Origin of the sequence: Streptomyces collinus, from assembly GCF_031348265.1 — a bacterium.
GTDB lineage: Bacteria > Actinomycetota > Actinomycetes > Streptomycetales > Streptomycetaceae > Streptomyces > Streptomyces collinus.
This window is the reverse complement of the sequence record NZ_CP133771.1, coordinates 6,310,327-6,324,275: the sequence shown is the minus strand read 5'-3', so window position 1 is coordinate 6,324,275 and position 13,949 is coordinate 6,310,327. Positions and strand designations below refer to the sequence as shown.

At 71.1% G+C, this 13,949-nt stretch carries 12 protein-coding genes; 3 read left to right on the top strand and 9 right to left on the bottom strand.

What is annotated here, in order from left to right; genetic code table 11:
* Window positions 1–28: 28 nt before the first annotated feature.
* The 4 genes from RFN52_RS28945 to proS all read right to left on the bottom strand — a co-directional run bounded on the left by RFN52_RS28945 (window position 29) and on the right by proS (window position 3,252).
* Entirely contained in the window at window positions 29–268 is a 240-nt protein-coding gene (locus RFN52_RS28945) for an RNA-binding protein (RefSeq protein ID WP_003973401.1), read from the bottom strand.
* 2 nt (window positions 269–270) lie between these two features.
* The gene (rpsP, locus tag RFN52_RS28940) at window positions 271–690 is read right to left on the bottom strand and encodes a 30S ribosomal protein S16 (RefSeq protein ID WP_184850422.1); all 420 of its coding nucleotides are present in this window, start codon (window positions 688–690) and stop codon (window positions 271–273) included.
* Window positions 691–983: 293 nt separating this feature from the next.
* Entirely contained in the window at window positions 984–1,586 is a 603-nt protein-coding gene (locus RFN52_RS28935; RefSeq protein WP_031107038.1) for a hypothetical protein, read from the bottom strand.
* Between the two features lie 250 nt (window positions 1,587–1,836).
* Window positions 1,837–3,252 carry a proline--tRNA ligase gene (gene proS, locus RFN52_RS28930; protein ID WP_184850420.1) on the bottom strand — a complete coding sequence of 472 codons (1,416 nt, stop codon included), beginning with the start codon at window positions 3,250–3,252 and terminating at the stop codon, window positions 1,837–1,839.
* 199 nt (window positions 3,253–3,451) lie between these two features.
* Here proS and RFN52_RS28925 point away from each other — a divergent pair, with 199 nt between their 5' ends.
* Together RFN52_RS28925 and RFN52_RS28920 are read left to right on the top strand one after the other, a co-directional pair.
* Window positions 3,452–4,306, top strand: coding sequence for a class I SAM-dependent methyltransferase (locus RFN52_RS28925; protein ID WP_184850418.1), 855 nt, complete (start codon window positions 3,452–3,454; stop codon window positions 4,304–4,306).
* A 136-nt stretch (window positions 4,307–4,442) separates the two neighbouring features.
* On the top strand, window positions 4,443–5,042 hold the full coding sequence (locus RFN52_RS28920; protein ID WP_184850416.1) for a hypothetical protein: 600 nt from the start codon (window positions 4,443–4,445) through the stop codon (window positions 5,040–5,042).
* Between the two features lie 77 nt (window positions 5,043–5,119).
* Here the strand turns inward: RFN52_RS28920 and ffh are convergent, their stop codons facing one another.
* From ffh to nsdA, 5 genes are all read right to left on the bottom strand, one after another.
* Window positions 5,120–6,670, bottom strand: a complete 1,551-nt coding sequence (gene ffh, locus RFN52_RS28915; protein WP_184850414.1) for a signal recognition particle protein — start codon at window positions 6,668–6,670, stop codon at window positions 5,120–5,122.
* Window positions 6,671–6,751: 81 nt separating this feature from the next.
* A complete protein-coding gene (locus RFN52_RS28910) occupies window positions 6,752–9,199 on the bottom strand; it encodes a [protein-PII] uridylyltransferase (RefSeq protein WP_184850412.1) in 2,448 nt (815 codons plus the stop codon).
* Between the two features lie 38 nt (window positions 9,200–9,237).
* Window positions 9,238–9,576 carry a P-II family nitrogen regulator gene (locus tag RFN52_RS28905; RefSeq protein WP_003993253.1) on the bottom strand — a complete coding sequence of 113 codons (339 nt, stop codon included), beginning with the start codon at window positions 9,574–9,576 and terminating at the stop codon, window positions 9,238–9,240.
* Window positions 9,573–10,913: an ammonium transporter gene (locus RFN52_RS28900; protein WP_184850410.1), complete on the bottom strand. Its 1,341-nt coding sequence runs from the start codon at window positions 10,911–10,913 to the stop codon at window positions 9,573–9,575. Before RFN52_RS28900 ends, RFN52_RS28905 begins: the two co-directional genes overlap by 4 nt.
* A gap of 338 nt (window positions 10,914–11,251) precedes the next feature.
* Window positions 11,252–12,748: a transcriptional repressor NsdA gene (gene nsdA / locus RFN52_RS28895; protein ID WP_184850408.1), complete on the bottom strand. Its 1,497-nt coding sequence runs from the start codon at window positions 12,746–12,748 to the stop codon at window positions 11,252–11,254.
* 446 nt (window positions 12,749–13,194) lie between these two features.
* On the opposite strand from nsdA, the gene RFN52_RS28890 reads away from it, so the two are divergent.
* Window positions 13,195–13,860: a bifunctional DNA primase/polymerase gene (locus RFN52_RS28890; RefSeq protein WP_184850406.1), complete on the top strand. Its 666-nt coding sequence runs from the start codon at window positions 13,195–13,197 to the stop codon at window positions 13,858–13,860.
* Window positions 13,861–13,949: the final 89 nt, after the last annotated feature.

Here is a 13,949-nt window from a genome sequence, read left to right as displayed (position 1 = left end):
GGCCCGAGCCGGTGCTGCTGCGAAAGCGTCAGCGGACGTGGTCCACGTCGACGAGGTCGACGCGGACGCCGCGACCGCCGATGGCGCCCACGACGGTACGCAGGGCGCGTGCGGTGCGGCCGTTGCGGCCGATCACCTTGCCGAGGTCGTCCGGGTGGACCCGGACCTCGAGCACGCGGCCGCGGCGCAGGTTGCGCGAGGCGACCTGCACATCGTCAGGGTTGTCGACGATGCCCTTCACGAGGTGCTCGAGAGCCTCCTCGAGCATGCTCAGGCCTCGGTCGAAGCGGACTCAGCGGCGGCGTCGTCCTTCTTCTCAGCCTTCTTCTTCTGGGTGATGGCCTCACCCTTGCCCTCGTCCTCGCCACCGATGGCCTCGAAGGACGGGCGCGCGGCCTTCTCCGGCTGCGTCAGCAGCGGAGCCGGGGCGGGCTCGCCCTTGAACTTCTGCCAGTCGCCGGTCTTCTTGAGGATGGCCATCACGGGCTCGGTCGGCTGGGCGCCGACACCGAGCCAGTACGCCACGCGCTCGGCGTCGACCTCGATCACCGACGGGTTGTACGTCGGGTGGTACTTGCCGATCTCCTCGATGGCCCGGCCGTCACGGCGGGTACGGGAGTCGGCGACGACGATGCGGTAGTGAGGCGAACGGATCTTGCCCAGACGCTTCAGCTTGATCTTGACTGCCACGGGAGTGGGTTCTCCTGGTTTTGACGTGGTTGGGCACGGCGGAAATGCCGCGTGGGGTTGCGGTACCCGAGTGCCCGATGGACGCGTCAGCCGGAGGCGAGAGGGTTCCTGTGCGGCTGTCGAGTACAGCTAGCCATTGTGCCACACCCTGGAGGTCGCTCCGGGCCCGGGGGCCTGCACCGGTGTGCGGGCACACCGAGGGCGCACCCGGCGCGGAGGTGGGGCACGACGGGTGCGCGACACGGCCCGAGCCCTCGCCGACGACCGGCAGCCACGAGATGCCGGTGCAGGCGTCAGCTCGCTACCGCTCCCACGACGTCCGGGATCCGGAACGGCTTGCCGCAGCCGCCGCAGACGATCGGGGCCTGGGCGAGGACCGACGGCACGACCCGGACGTTGCGGCCGCAGTCGCAGACCGCCTTGACGCGGACGCCGCCGCCGGAGGAGCCGTGCCGGGCGGCCGGACCCCGGAAGGTGCGGGAGGTGTCGGAGGAGGTCGCGGCGGTGTGGGCCTTCAGGGCGCGCTGGAGCCGCTCCATGGTCGGGCGGTAGCGGCGTTTGGCCTCGGGGGTGAGCGTGACCAGGGAGAAGCCGCTGCTGGGATGCGGTTCCTCGGGGTGGTCCAGGCCCAGCTCCTCGGCGATCGCGAGGAATCTGCGGTTGTGGTAGCGGCCGGCACGGGAGGTGTCGCGGACGCCGCGCGAGGCGGCGATGCCATGGACTGCCTCATGGAGCAGTCGCTCGAAGGAGAGTTCGTGACCGCACGCGGACGACGACTCCCCGATCAGGGACTCTGGCGCGGCAAGGTCGGGCAGCTCGGGGTGGTACCGCTGAATGTCGGCCCACGCCTGTGCCAGCTCTGCGGCGAGAACAGGTGGTGTCTGTGTCGTGCTCACGTAATGACAACGAGCCGGGGTGCCTCAGTGTTCCGATTCCGGGCCATCCCAAATAATTTGCACGTACCCGTCAGTTGCCTCTGATGCGTCCTGACGAGGGCGGGTGCGCTGATCTGTGGAGAAGCCTCGCAGCTCACCACAAGGTGGTGCGTAGCCCCGCGTACGCACCGGCGCGTATGCAAACCGCGCGCTCCGGGGTACCAGAGGTCCGCGCGTACGCAAGAGGCGTTTCGGCCGCCTGGAGCCCTGCTCAGTAAGCGCGTGCGACGACCGCGACGTTACCGGGCGCGTCGTAGGCGTCCGGCACCGACCCGTCCTCGGCGACCAGACACCGTACGGTCACCGCGTGATCGGCGAGCCTGGCCTCGCCCTCCTCGCCCAGGACGGCCCAGGGGATGCGTGCCCAGCCGCCGGCGGTGGCCACCTCGACGGCCTCCTCGAAGGTGGAGACCTCGGCCGTACGGGACTCCCGGCGTTCACGGGACTGCTCCAGCAGGAGCGCCTGGTCCTCTTCGAGGACCTTCGGCAGCAGCGCGACCAGATCGTCCAGCGCCACCGGCTCCTTGCCACCGGGGATGCGGCGGGCCAGCATCGCGGTGCCGCTCTCCAGGTCGCGCGGGCCGATCTCGATGCGGACCGGTACGCCCTTGAGCTCCCAGTCGACGGCGCGGCGGCCGAAGGGGGTGTCGGTGCGGTCGTCGACGTGGACGCGGACGCCGGCCGCCCTGAGCCGGTCGCCGAGCTCGCGGACTTTGGCCAGAACCGCTGCGTCGCCCTTGATCGCCAGCACGACGGCCTGGATCTGCGCCAGCCGCGGCGGGACACGCAGGCCGTCGTCGTCGCCGTGCATCATGACCAGGGCGCCGATCATGCGGGTGGTGGAACCCCAGGACGTCTGCCAGACCAGCTCCTGCCGGCCGTCCCTGGACAGGTACCGGGTGTCGAAGGCCTTCGCGAAGTTCTGGCCCAGCTCGTGGCTCGTGGCCATCTGCAGGGCCTTGCCGTCGCCCATCATGCCTTCGAGCGTGAGGGTGTTGATGGCGCCCGCGAACCGCTCCCTGACGGTCTTGCGGCCGGGGACGACGTCCATGGCGAGGACGTTCAGCATGAAGTCCTCGTACACCTGCCGGTGGATGTGCGCGGCGAAGTCGCGCGCCTCCTCGTAGCCGGCGTGCGCGGTGTGGCCCTCCTGCCAGAGGAACTCGGAGGTCCGCAGGAACAGGCGGGGCCGCAGTTCCCAGCGCACGACGTTCGCCCACTGGTTGATGAGCAGCGGCAGGTCGCGGTAGCTCTGCACCCACTTCGAGAAGTACTCGTTGACGATCATCTCGGAGGTGGGCCGGACCACGGCGGGCTCTTCGAGTTCCTTGCCGCCGCCGTGGGTGACCACGGCCAGCTCGGGCGCGAAGCCCTCGACGTGGTCGGCCTCCCGGGCGAGGTACGACTCGGGGATCAGCAGCGGGAAGTACGCGTTCTGGGTGCCCGTCTCCTTGATGCGGGCGTCCATCTCCGCCTGCATCCGCTCCCACAGCCCGTATCCGTACGGTCGGATGACCATGGTGCCGCGCACCGGACCGTTGTCGGCGAGCTCCGCCTTGGTGATCAAGTCCTGGTACCAGCGCGGGAAATCGTCCGCCCGGGGGGTGAGAACGGGTGCCTTGGCCATGGCGGGATGGTACGGGCCCAGGTTGCCGGAATGTGAAATCTCGCCATAGGCACATGACAACTCACAAGCCCTGCCCCATTCCACTGGACGACAGGTCGAGGGGGGAGTTTCCTGGCATACGGGGGTAGTGCGAGCGCACTGTCACGGGGGCCATGGAATCGGGCAAGAGGCAACTCTCGGCGGATTGGGGCGCTTACTTATGACACCTACGCTCGTGCGGCAGCACCTGCCTCACGCGGGGGCCAAACCCCGCGTGGACCTGCGTGCACGCGCGCGTGACTGGTCCGAGATCCAGGAGCGGATGCTCGTACCGCTCTACGAGGCCGTCTACGAGCGACTGGAAGTGGGTCCCGCCACGCGGCTGCTCGGCCTCGGCTGCGGTTCCGGACTCTCCCTGCTGATGGCCGCCGCCCGGGGAGCGACGGTCACCGGTGTCGACGCTTCCCCCGAAAGAATGACCCTGGCGCGGGAGCGGCTGCTGCCCGGGACGCCGGGCACACGGACGGGTCCGGACGCCCGGCTGGTCGACGGCACGCCCCGGGACACCGCGGTGCCGGGTGCTCCCGGGTACACCCTGGTGACCGCCTTCGAGCCGATCGGGTGCCTGGCGGGCGACTCGGAGGGGCTGGGCGGGCTGCTCGCGGAGGCGACGCCGCTCACCCAGCGCGGTGCGGCCGTGGTGCTGGCCGGCTGGGGTCCGCCGGAGCGCTGCGCCACGGCGTCCGTGATGCGGGTGGCCACGAAGCTGGCGGAGCCGCTGCGCACCTCGGGCAGCTGGCGTCCCGCCTGCCGCGACGACCTGGAGGACGTCGCCCAGCGGGCCGGGCTCAGGCCGGACGGGTCGGGGCGGGTGGCGTGCCCCTTCGGCTACGCCGATGTGGACAGCGCGGTACGCGGCCTGAAGTCGACAGGGCTGTTCGACGCGGCGATGACGGCGACGGACCAGGTGCAGGTGGACAAGGAGCTGACGGAGGCCCTGCATCCGCACCGGCGGCAGGACGGCACTGTGTGGATGCCGAACGTGTTCCGGTACCTGATCGCCCGGACACCCTGACGAACGAGTTTCCGATGCAGGTGTGAATGGTGTGAAGAAAGCACCATGGGGTGCTTTTGGTTTCACCAAGTGGATCATGACCACCTAATGTGATCCACCGCTCGGGGGACCTACACATCTGCATACAGGAGCTGCTGTGCCGCACCACCAGACCGCGCTGCGCCTCATCGCGCCCGTCGCCGTCCTCGCTCTGACGCTCACCGCCTGCGGGGGCGGCGACACCGCCGACGCGAAGAGCAAGGGCACCGCCCAGGCCAAGACCTCGCCGTCGCCGGAGCCCACCTCCGGCGGCGAGATGGGGACCGGCGAGAGCGCCACGGGCAAGGTCGCCGAAGACCCGGGCGAGGTCACCTACGAGGTCCTGGCACAGAAGGTCGAGGTGGGCACCGAGGCCGAGGCGGCGAAGGCCGTTTCCGAGCCGGACAAGGTGAAGGGCAAGGCGCTGGCCGTCGCGTACGTGAAGTACACGCACAAGAGCGGGCCCGCCCTCACCGAGGGCTCCGACGTGCACGACGGCACCACGGTCTTCGCCGACGGGCAGCGCGGCACCGTCCTCATCGGCGCGTCCGAGGACGCGGCGGGCTGCGAGGACCCGTACGACGTCGAGAGCTGGAAGCAGGGCGAGAGCCATGTCTTCTGCGAGACCTACGTGGTCCCGGCGAACGCCAAGAGCGTCGAGGTCCACTGGTCCGAGGAGGACGGCGAGCCGTACATCTGGAAGTTCCCGAACGGCTGACCGGCGAGCCGCCGGCACACCACTGAGGGCGCCCCCTCCATACAGGGGGGCGCCCTCAGTGCGGTGGGGACGGGACGTCAGCCCATGAACTTCTTGAACTCGTCGGGCAGTTCGAAGTCCTTGCCGCCCTGCTGCGGCAGGCCGAAGGCGCCGCCGCCCTCGGCCGCGGCGGCCCGGCGGGCGGCCTCCTCCTGCTCCTGCTGCTTGCGCTTCATCGGGTTGCCGGAGCGCTGCTTGCCCTTGGCCTTCTTCGGCTGCTTCTTGGTGCGGCCGGGGCCGCCGCCCATGCCGGGCATCCCCGGCATCCCGGGCATGCCGCCGCCCTGGGCCATGCGGGACATCATCTTGCGGGCCTCGAAGAACCGCTCGACCAGGTTCTTGACCGCGCTGACCTCGACGCCGGAACCCCGGGCGATACGGGCGCGGCGCGAGCCGTTGATGATCGTCGGCTCCTGGCGCTCGGCCGGGGTCATCGACTTGATGATGGCGGCCGTGCGGTCGACGTCCCGCTCGTCGAGGTTGTTGATCTGGTCCTTCATCTGGCCCATGCCCGGCAGCATGCCGAGCAGCTTGGAGATGGAGCCCATCTTGCGGACCTGCTCCATCTGGGCCAGGAAGTCGTCCAGGGTGAAGTCCTGGCCCTTCTTGGACGCCAGCTTGGAGGCCATCTTCTCGGCCTCTTCCTGGCTGAACGTCTTCTCCGCCTGCTCGATCAGGGTGAGCAGGTCACCCATGTCGAGGATGCGGGAGGCCATCCGGTCAGGGTGGAACGCGTCGAAGTCGTCGAGCTTCTCGCCGTTCGAGGCGAACATGATCGGCTTGCCGGTGATCTGCCGGATCGACAGGGCCGCACCACCGCGGGCGTCACCGTCGAGCTTGGAGAGCACCACGCCGTCGAAGCCCACGCCGTCGCGGAAGGCCTCGGCGGTGTTGACGGCGTCCTGGCCGATCATCGCGTCGACGACGAACAGGATCTCGTCCGGGGAGACGGCGTCGCGGATGTCCGCGGCCTGCTGCATCATCTCCTGGTCGATGCCGAGGCGGCCGGCGGTGTCCACGATCACGATGTCGTGGACCTTCGACTTGGCGTGCTCGATGGAGTCCTTGGCGACCTTGACCGGGTCACCGACGCCGTTGCCCGGCTCGGGGGCGTAGACCGCGACACCGGCGCGCTCGGCGACGACGCTGAGCTGGTTCACGGCGTTGGGGCGCTGGAGGTCACAGGCGACCAGGAGCGGCGAGTGGCCCTGCTCCTTCAGCCAGCTGCCGAGCTTGCCCGCGAGGGTGGTCTTACCGGCACCCTGCAGACCCGCCAGCATGATCACGGTGGGGGGCTGCTTGGCGAAGCGCAGCCGCCGGGTCTCGCCGCCGAGGATGGTGACCAGTTCCTCGTTGACGATCTTGAGGACCTGCTGGGCGGGATTCAGCGCCTTGCTGACCTCGGCACCGAGAGCACGCTCCTTGACGTTCTTGATGAACGTCCGGACGACAGGAAGGGCCACGTCCGCTTCAAGGAGCGCGATCCGGATCTCGCGCGCCGTGGCGTCGATGTCCGCCTCGGAGAGCCGTCCCTTGCCGCGCAGGTTCTTGAAGGTCGCTGAGAGGCGATCGGAAAGAGTATCGAACACGGCGCTCGCGGTCCTCGGGGTCGGGGGCTACAGGGAATCGCCCTCCAGGGTATCCCGGCGTGACAAGTCGCCGGGTCGGCCTCACCCCCGCAGTGTCTCCTCCAGCTTCCGCGCCACCGACGCCGCCTCGTCCCCGGGCAGGGGCGCGCCCTCCGGGCCGGTCACGTAGAAGGCGTCGACGGCGTTGGCGCCGAGGGTCGAGACATGCGCGCTGCGGACCTGCACGCTCGCGTCCTCCAGGGCCCGGCCGATGCGGAACAGCAGGCCCGGGGCGTCCTGGGAGCGGACCTCGATCACCGTGGCCAGCCGGGAGGCGGCCGGGTGGACGGAGACCCGGGCCGCGGGAGCGACCACGCCCCGGCGGCGAGGATAGGCCGCGTCCCGTTCGGCGAGGCGGCCGGCGATGTCCAGGGAGCCGTCCAGGGCCCGGACCAGGTCCGACCGCAGCCGGGCGGCCTGCGGCAGCGAGCCGTACTCGGCGGCGACCCGCCAGTCCAGCAGCAGGACGGACCCGTCGACGCCGTCCGGGAGATGCAGGGAACGCAGCTCGGCGGTGCGGACGGTCAGCCGGTGCATGGCGAGGACACCGGCCACCGCGGGCAGCACCCCGGGCTGGTCGGGGACGGCGATGAGCAGCTCCACGCCGAGCGGCTCGGGGTCGCCGGACGGCTCCTGCCCCACGGGTGGCTCGGTCTGGGCCCGCAGGGCGAGGACGGGGCTGCCCGTGGCGGCCGCCTCCAGGGCGAGCCGCTCCTGCTCGGCGGTCGGCGCGGCCTCCTCCGGGTCGTCCGGGACGTCTCCGGCGAGCACCGCCGAGACCCGTTCGACCAGGTCGGCGACGAGCGAGCCGCGCCAGGACGACCAGGCGGCCGGGCCGGTCGCGAGGGCGTCGGCCTCGGTGAGCGCGTGCAGCAGCTCCAGCGTGCCCTGGGAGCCGACGGCCTCGGCGACGGAACGCACGGTGGCCGGGTCCTCCAGGTCACGGCGGGTCGCGGTGTCGATGAGCGTGAGGTGGTGCCGTACGAGGGTGGCGACGACGGCCACGTCATGACGGTCGAAGCCGATGCGGGCGGCCACGTCCTTGGCGATGATCTCGCCGGCCACGGAGTGGTCACCGGGCCAGCCCTTGCCGATGTCGTGCAGCAGCGCGGCGACCAGAAGCAGGTCGGGGCGGCTGACCCGGCGGGTGAACTCGGAGGCGCGCACCGCGGTCTCGATCAGGTGCCGGTCGACGGTCCACAGGTGCACGGCGTTGCGCTGCGGGCGGCAGCGGACCCGCTCCCAGTCGGGCAGCAGCCGGGTGATCAGCCCCTCGGCCTCCAGCGCCTCCCACACCTCGATGGTGGGGCGGCCGGAGCCGAGCAGGGTGACGAGCTGTTCGCGGGCCTCGGCGGGCCACGGCGTGGGCAACGGGCGCACGGTGGCCGCCAGGCGCCGCACGGCGTGCAGGGAGAGCGGGAGTCCGGCCTGCGCGGCTGCGGCGGCGGCTCGCAGCGGCAGCACGGGGTCGCGCTCGGGGCGCGCGGCACGGGCGAGCACCACCTCGCCGTCCTGCTCCACCACGCCCTCGGCCAGCGGGGACCTCTCGGCGGTCGGCTTCCCGCCGCCCAGCATGGCGCGAAGCCGGGGCCGCACGGCGCGCGATTTCAGGACGCGCCCCACCTCGCGCCAGGTGACATCACTGGCGTACGAGACGAGCCGGGCCGCCTCGTACACCTGCCGCAGCAGGGTGTCCGCGTCGAGCAGGCCCAGCTCGGCCGCCACCTGGTCCTGCTCCTGGAGGGCGAGCCGGTCGGTCGCGCGCCCGGTGGCCAGGTGCAGGGCGTCCCGGACGTCGAGGAGCCGGCGCCGGGCGTCGGCGAGGCCCTCGCGCGGGGCGTCGGCGAGCCAGGAGGCGGCGACGGCCCGCAGGGCGGTGGCGTCCCGCAGCCCGCCGCGGGCCTCCTTCAGGTCGGGCTCCAGCAGGTACTGCAGCTCACCCTGGCGTTCGGCGCGCTCGGCGCACAGCTCCTGGAGTTCGGGGAGGCGTTTGGGCGCCTGGTTGCGCCAGTCGGCCAGGACGGCGGTGCGCAGGGAGGCGGTGAGGCCGAGGTCCCCGGCGATGTGCCGGGCGTCCAGGAGGCCGAGCTGCACCTTGAGGTCCTCGCCGGCGGTCTTGCGGGCCTCGGCGGGGGTGCGGACGGAGTGGTCGAGGTCCAGGCCCAGGTCCCACACGGGGTACCAGAGCCGGTCGGCGAGGGCGGCGACGGCCTTGGTGTCGCTGCCGTCGTGCAGCAGGAGCAGGTCGAGGTCGCTGCGCGGCGACAGCTCCCCCCGTCCGTAGCCGCCGACGGCGACCAGTGAGGCCCCGCGCAGTCCCTCGGCGCCCGCCGCGAACAGGCCGGTCAGCCAGTCGTCGGTCAGTTCGGCCAGGGCTGCACGGCGCGGCGGCCCGGACCGCGCCTCCTCGGTGAGGAGACGCAGCCGGGCCGCCGCGTAGCCGCTGGGTCCCGAGTCCTCTGCTTCCTTCTGCACGTCCGTACCCGTCACCCAGCGACTCCTGTTCTGTTTGCCTGCCTCGAAGGCCTTCAGAGCGCGTCGGGACCGCGCTCGCCGGTCCTGACCCGTACGGCCGTGTCGACCGGGATGGACCAGACCTTGCCGTCACCGATCTTGCCGGTGCGGGCCGCCTTGACCACCACGTCGATCAGCTGCTCGGCGTCGTCGTCCTCGACCAGGACCTCGATGCGGATCTTGGGGACCAGGTCGACGGTGTACTCGGCACCGCGGTAGACCTCGGTGTGGCCCCTCTGACGACCGTAGCCGCTGGCCTCGGTGACCGTCAGGCCGTGTACTCCGAAGGCCTGCAGGGCCTCCTTGATCTCGTCGAGCCGGTGCGGCTTCACGACGGCGGTGATGAGCTTCATGCGTCCACCTTCTTGCTCGCGGCCGCGGCGACCGGGGCCGTGGCGGCGGTCTTGGCGGCACCGCCACCGGCGCCGCTGAAGTCGTATGCGGTCTCGGCGTGCTCGGCCTGGTCGATACCGGCGACCTCGTCGTCCTCGGGAACCCGCATGCCCATGGTCTTGTCGAGGATGAAGGCGAGGATCGCGGAGACGATCAGGGAGTAGGCGAGCACGGCGAAGACACCGGCGCACTGCTTCCAGAACTGGGTCAGGCCGCCGCCGTAGAAGAGGCCCTCGACGGTCGACTGGCCCTTGCCGCTGGCGAAGAGGCCGATCAGCAGGGAGCCGACGACACCGCCGACCAGGTGGACGCCGACGACGTCCAGGGAGTCGTCGTAGCCGAACTTGTACTTCAGGCCGACGGCCATGGCGCACAGCACACCGGCGATGGCGCCGACCGCGATCGCGCCGAGCGGGGTGACCGCGCCACCGGCCGGGGTGATGGCGACCAGGCCCGCGACGGCGCCGGAGGCGGCACCGAGCGTGGTGAACGCGCCGTGGCGGATCTTCTCGTAGATGAGCCAGGCCAGCATGGCGGCGGCGGTGGCGACCTGCGTGTTGACGAACATCAGCGCGCCCACGCCGTCGTCGTTGCCGAGCCAGGAGCCGGCGTTGAAGCCGAACCAGCCGAACCACAGCAGACCGGCGCCGAGCATGACCAGCGGCAGGCTGTGCGGGCGCATCGGGTCCTTCTTGAAGCCGACGCGCTTGCCGATGACGAGGATCACGCCGAGGGCCGCGGCACCCGCGTTGATGTGCACCGCCGTACCACCGGCGAAGTCGATGACGCCCAGCTCGAAGGCCCAGCCGCCGGTGCCCCAGACCCAGTGCGCGACCGGGAAGTAGACGACCGTGGCCCACAGGGCGACGAACAGCGCCCAGGCGCTGAACTTCACGCGGTCCGCGAGGGCGCCGCTGATCAGGGCGGGCGTGATGATCGCGAACATCAGCTGGAAGACCAGGAACACGAAGACCGGGATCGTGTAGCCGGGCCACAGCTCCGTCAGGCCGATGTTGCCGAGGCCGACCCAGTCGGAGTTCCAGCCGATCAGGCTCCCGGAGTCGGTGCCGAACGCCATGGAGAAGCCGTACAGCACCCACAGGATGGTGACGATCCCGAGGCTGATGAAGCTCATCATCAGCATGTTCAGGGTGCTCTTGACGCGGACCATGCCTCCGTAGAAGAAGGCCAGACCCGGCGTCATGAGCATCACCAGAGCGGAACAGATGAGCATGAACCCTGTGTTCGCGGCAGAGAGCTTGGGCGCCTCTGCGGCAAGGGTGATGGCTGGTGCCATCGGCGTCTCCTCGTCATTGGTACGGCCCCGTGCGGGCGAAGCCTCGAGCGGAATGAGGGGTGGGCCGGTTATGCGCCACGAGATTGGCGCAGCGCGGTTTCGGTGGAAGCCCCTCGTTGTTTCGCGGCCGTGACGAAGGCGCGTTCTGTGTTACGCGTCGATGAACTGCCGGATTACCGGCGAGCCGATCGTTATCGTGGCGCAACCTTCGGCTTTCAGGCAGCCGTGGGGACACAGGCCGGCCGCGGTCGGCCTTCCGATGACCTGGCATGGGGGAGCCGAGTCGGGCAGTTCGGGAGGGCCGGCCGCGGCCGGGGTTCTGGGGGTCGTACGGCTGCTCAGACCGCCTCGGCGGTCTCGGGCAGCTCGGCGGCGAGCCGCTCGGTGAGGTCGACGACCTCACCGAGGTCGCCGAATTCGCGGGCGGCGGTGTCGACCGTCTTCCGGATACGGGTGTTGACGCGCTCGGAGCGGACCTTCTTGGCGACCTGCATGGCCTCGGTGGCGAATCCCGTGCTCCGCTCGGGCTCGCGCCGCAGGAGGTGGACCGTGGCCATGCCGATCAGGTTCAGCGCATAGGACCGCTGGTGCTCGTCGTCCTCGGAGAAGAGCTGTACGGCCCGGTTCATCAGGGGCTCGGCCAGCGAGGCGTACGTGGGGCTGCGGCCGGCGACGTAGGCCAGGTCGCGGTAGGAGTGGGAGTTCTCGCCGTACAGCTCGGCCTCGGAGAAGAAGCGGATCCAGTCGGGGTCCGGCTCGTCCCACTCGTCGGCCTCGGCGAAGGTGTCCTCGGCCATCCGGACCGCCCGCTTGCACTTGCCGGGCTGCCCCATGTTGGCGTAGGCGCGGGCCTCCATCGCATACAGCATCGACTGGGTGCGCGGGCTCGCGCAGTCCCGGCTGCCGTACTGCGCGAGGTGGATCAGCTCCAGCGCGTCGTCGGGCCGGCCGAGGTGGATCATCTGGCGGCTCATGCTGGACAGCACGTACGAGCCGAGGGGCCGGTCGCCCGCCTCCTTGGCGGCGTGCAGCGCGAGGACGAAGTACTTCTGCGCGGTCGGCTGGAGCCCGATGTCGTACGACATCCAGCCGGCCAGCTCGGCGAGTTCGGCGGCGACCTTGAACAGGCGGCGGGTGGTGGACTCCGGCTGGGGCTCCTGGAGGAGGTCGGTCACCTCGTGCAGCTGGCCGACGACCGCCTTGCGGCGCAGGCCGCCGCCACACTGGGCATCCCACTGCCGGAACATCACCGTCGTGGACTCCAGCAGGTCCAGCTCGGGCCGGGAGAGCCGGCCGCGGGCGCGGCCGGAGCCGCCCGCGGGCTCGGGCTCGGAGCGCGGGGCGGGAGGCGAGGGGACGAGCCAGCGCTGCATGGGCTCGATGAGGGCCGGGCCCGCAGACAGGACCAGCGAGCTCCCGAGGAAGCCGCGCCGCGCCAGCATCAGGTCGCTGCGTGAGAACTCGCTGAGCAGGGCCACGGTCTGCGGGCCCGTCCACGGCAGGTCGACGCCGGTCGCGGAAGGTGACTGGCGGGCGGTGCGCAGCCCCAGGTCCTCGACGGAGACGACGACGCCGAAGCGCTCCGAGAACAGCTCCGACAGGATCCTGGGGATCGGCTCGCGGGGGTTCTCGCCGTCGAGCCAGCGGCGCACGCGGGAGGTGTCCGTGGAGATGTGGCTGGCACCCAACTGCCGTGCCCTGCGGTTGACCTGGCGGGCGAGCTCGCCCTTGGACCAGCCGCTGCGCACGAACCAGGAGGTGAGCAGCTCGTTCGGGCGCTTGTCAGCGTGCGTCGCGCTCGCAGCGTTCGTTCCGCTTCCGCCGTTGCCGCTCACTGGAACGCCCCCATCCCTGAGACCACTTGTCGCCGAGTGCGCCAAGCCCTAATCAGCATGCCGGTTCGTACGGCCGTCCGTCCGGCCCTTGTCACCCTTCGAACGGAATGACGACTTGCCTCCGGCATACCCACGAGCGCATGTGCCCCCAGGACTCGTGCACACAAAGTAATCCTACGATCACCCGTCCAGCCACGGCCCACACGGAAACGCCACCATTCGCCACCCCTTCGAATGAACTCACGTACGGCAACGCGCGATTGACTTGACGCAGCACAACCAGGAGCGGGTGCAGTGACGCACTCGGGGGCGCGCGTCGTCGGGCACGCAACCGTGGGCGCGTCCGGGCGCTGAATGAACCGACCGCCGCCGGGAAAGCGGAAACAGAGAGTCACGCATCACGATCGCAGCGTAACCGCCGGTGCGACGGACCCGTTGGAGGGGGCATGGGCTTCACGATCGGCATCAGCCGGGGCATGCGCGACATCCGGTCCGGCGCACGCCGCCGCGGCCGCACGTCGGACGGTACGGCCGTGGCCGAGTACACCGGCCTGTGGGGCTGGGACGTGGTGCCGGGCGCGCGGGCCTCGGCGGGCGCCTGCTCCTGCGGCCGCGGCGACTGCCCGGCGCCGGGCGCGCACCCTCTGGACTTCGCTCCGGTGCTGGCCGCCGGGGCGACGCTGAACGACGTGACCGACATGTGGGGCGAGTTCCCGGGCGCCTCGGTGATGCTCCGCGTCGGCCGGGCGTTCGACGTCATCGAGGTGGCCGGGCCCGCCGGCTGCCGCGCGCTGGCCCGGCTGGAGCGCATGGGCCTGCCCGTCGGCCCCGTCGCGGCCACCCCGGACGGCCGCGCCCACTTCTTCGTCGCCCCCGGCGCCGCCTCCGACCTGCCCGGCCTGCTCTACCGCATGGGATGGGACGACCCGGACTCCCTCGACCTGCGCGGCCTCGGCCCCGGCGCGCACATCACGGCGCCGCCCTCCGACCGCGGTGGCCTCGGCCCGGTCCGCTGGCTGCGCTCCCCCGCCCTGGACTCGGCGTCCCGGCCTCCGGAGGCCCGTCTGGTGCTGGGCACACTGGCCTACGTGGCGCACCGGTCACGGGCATAGTCAAAGGACCCCTTAGGCGCGGCAAGGACACAGAGCGAAGCGCCCGGCCCCGACTGCACCTCGGGGGCGGGCGCTTCTCGCGCAGGTAC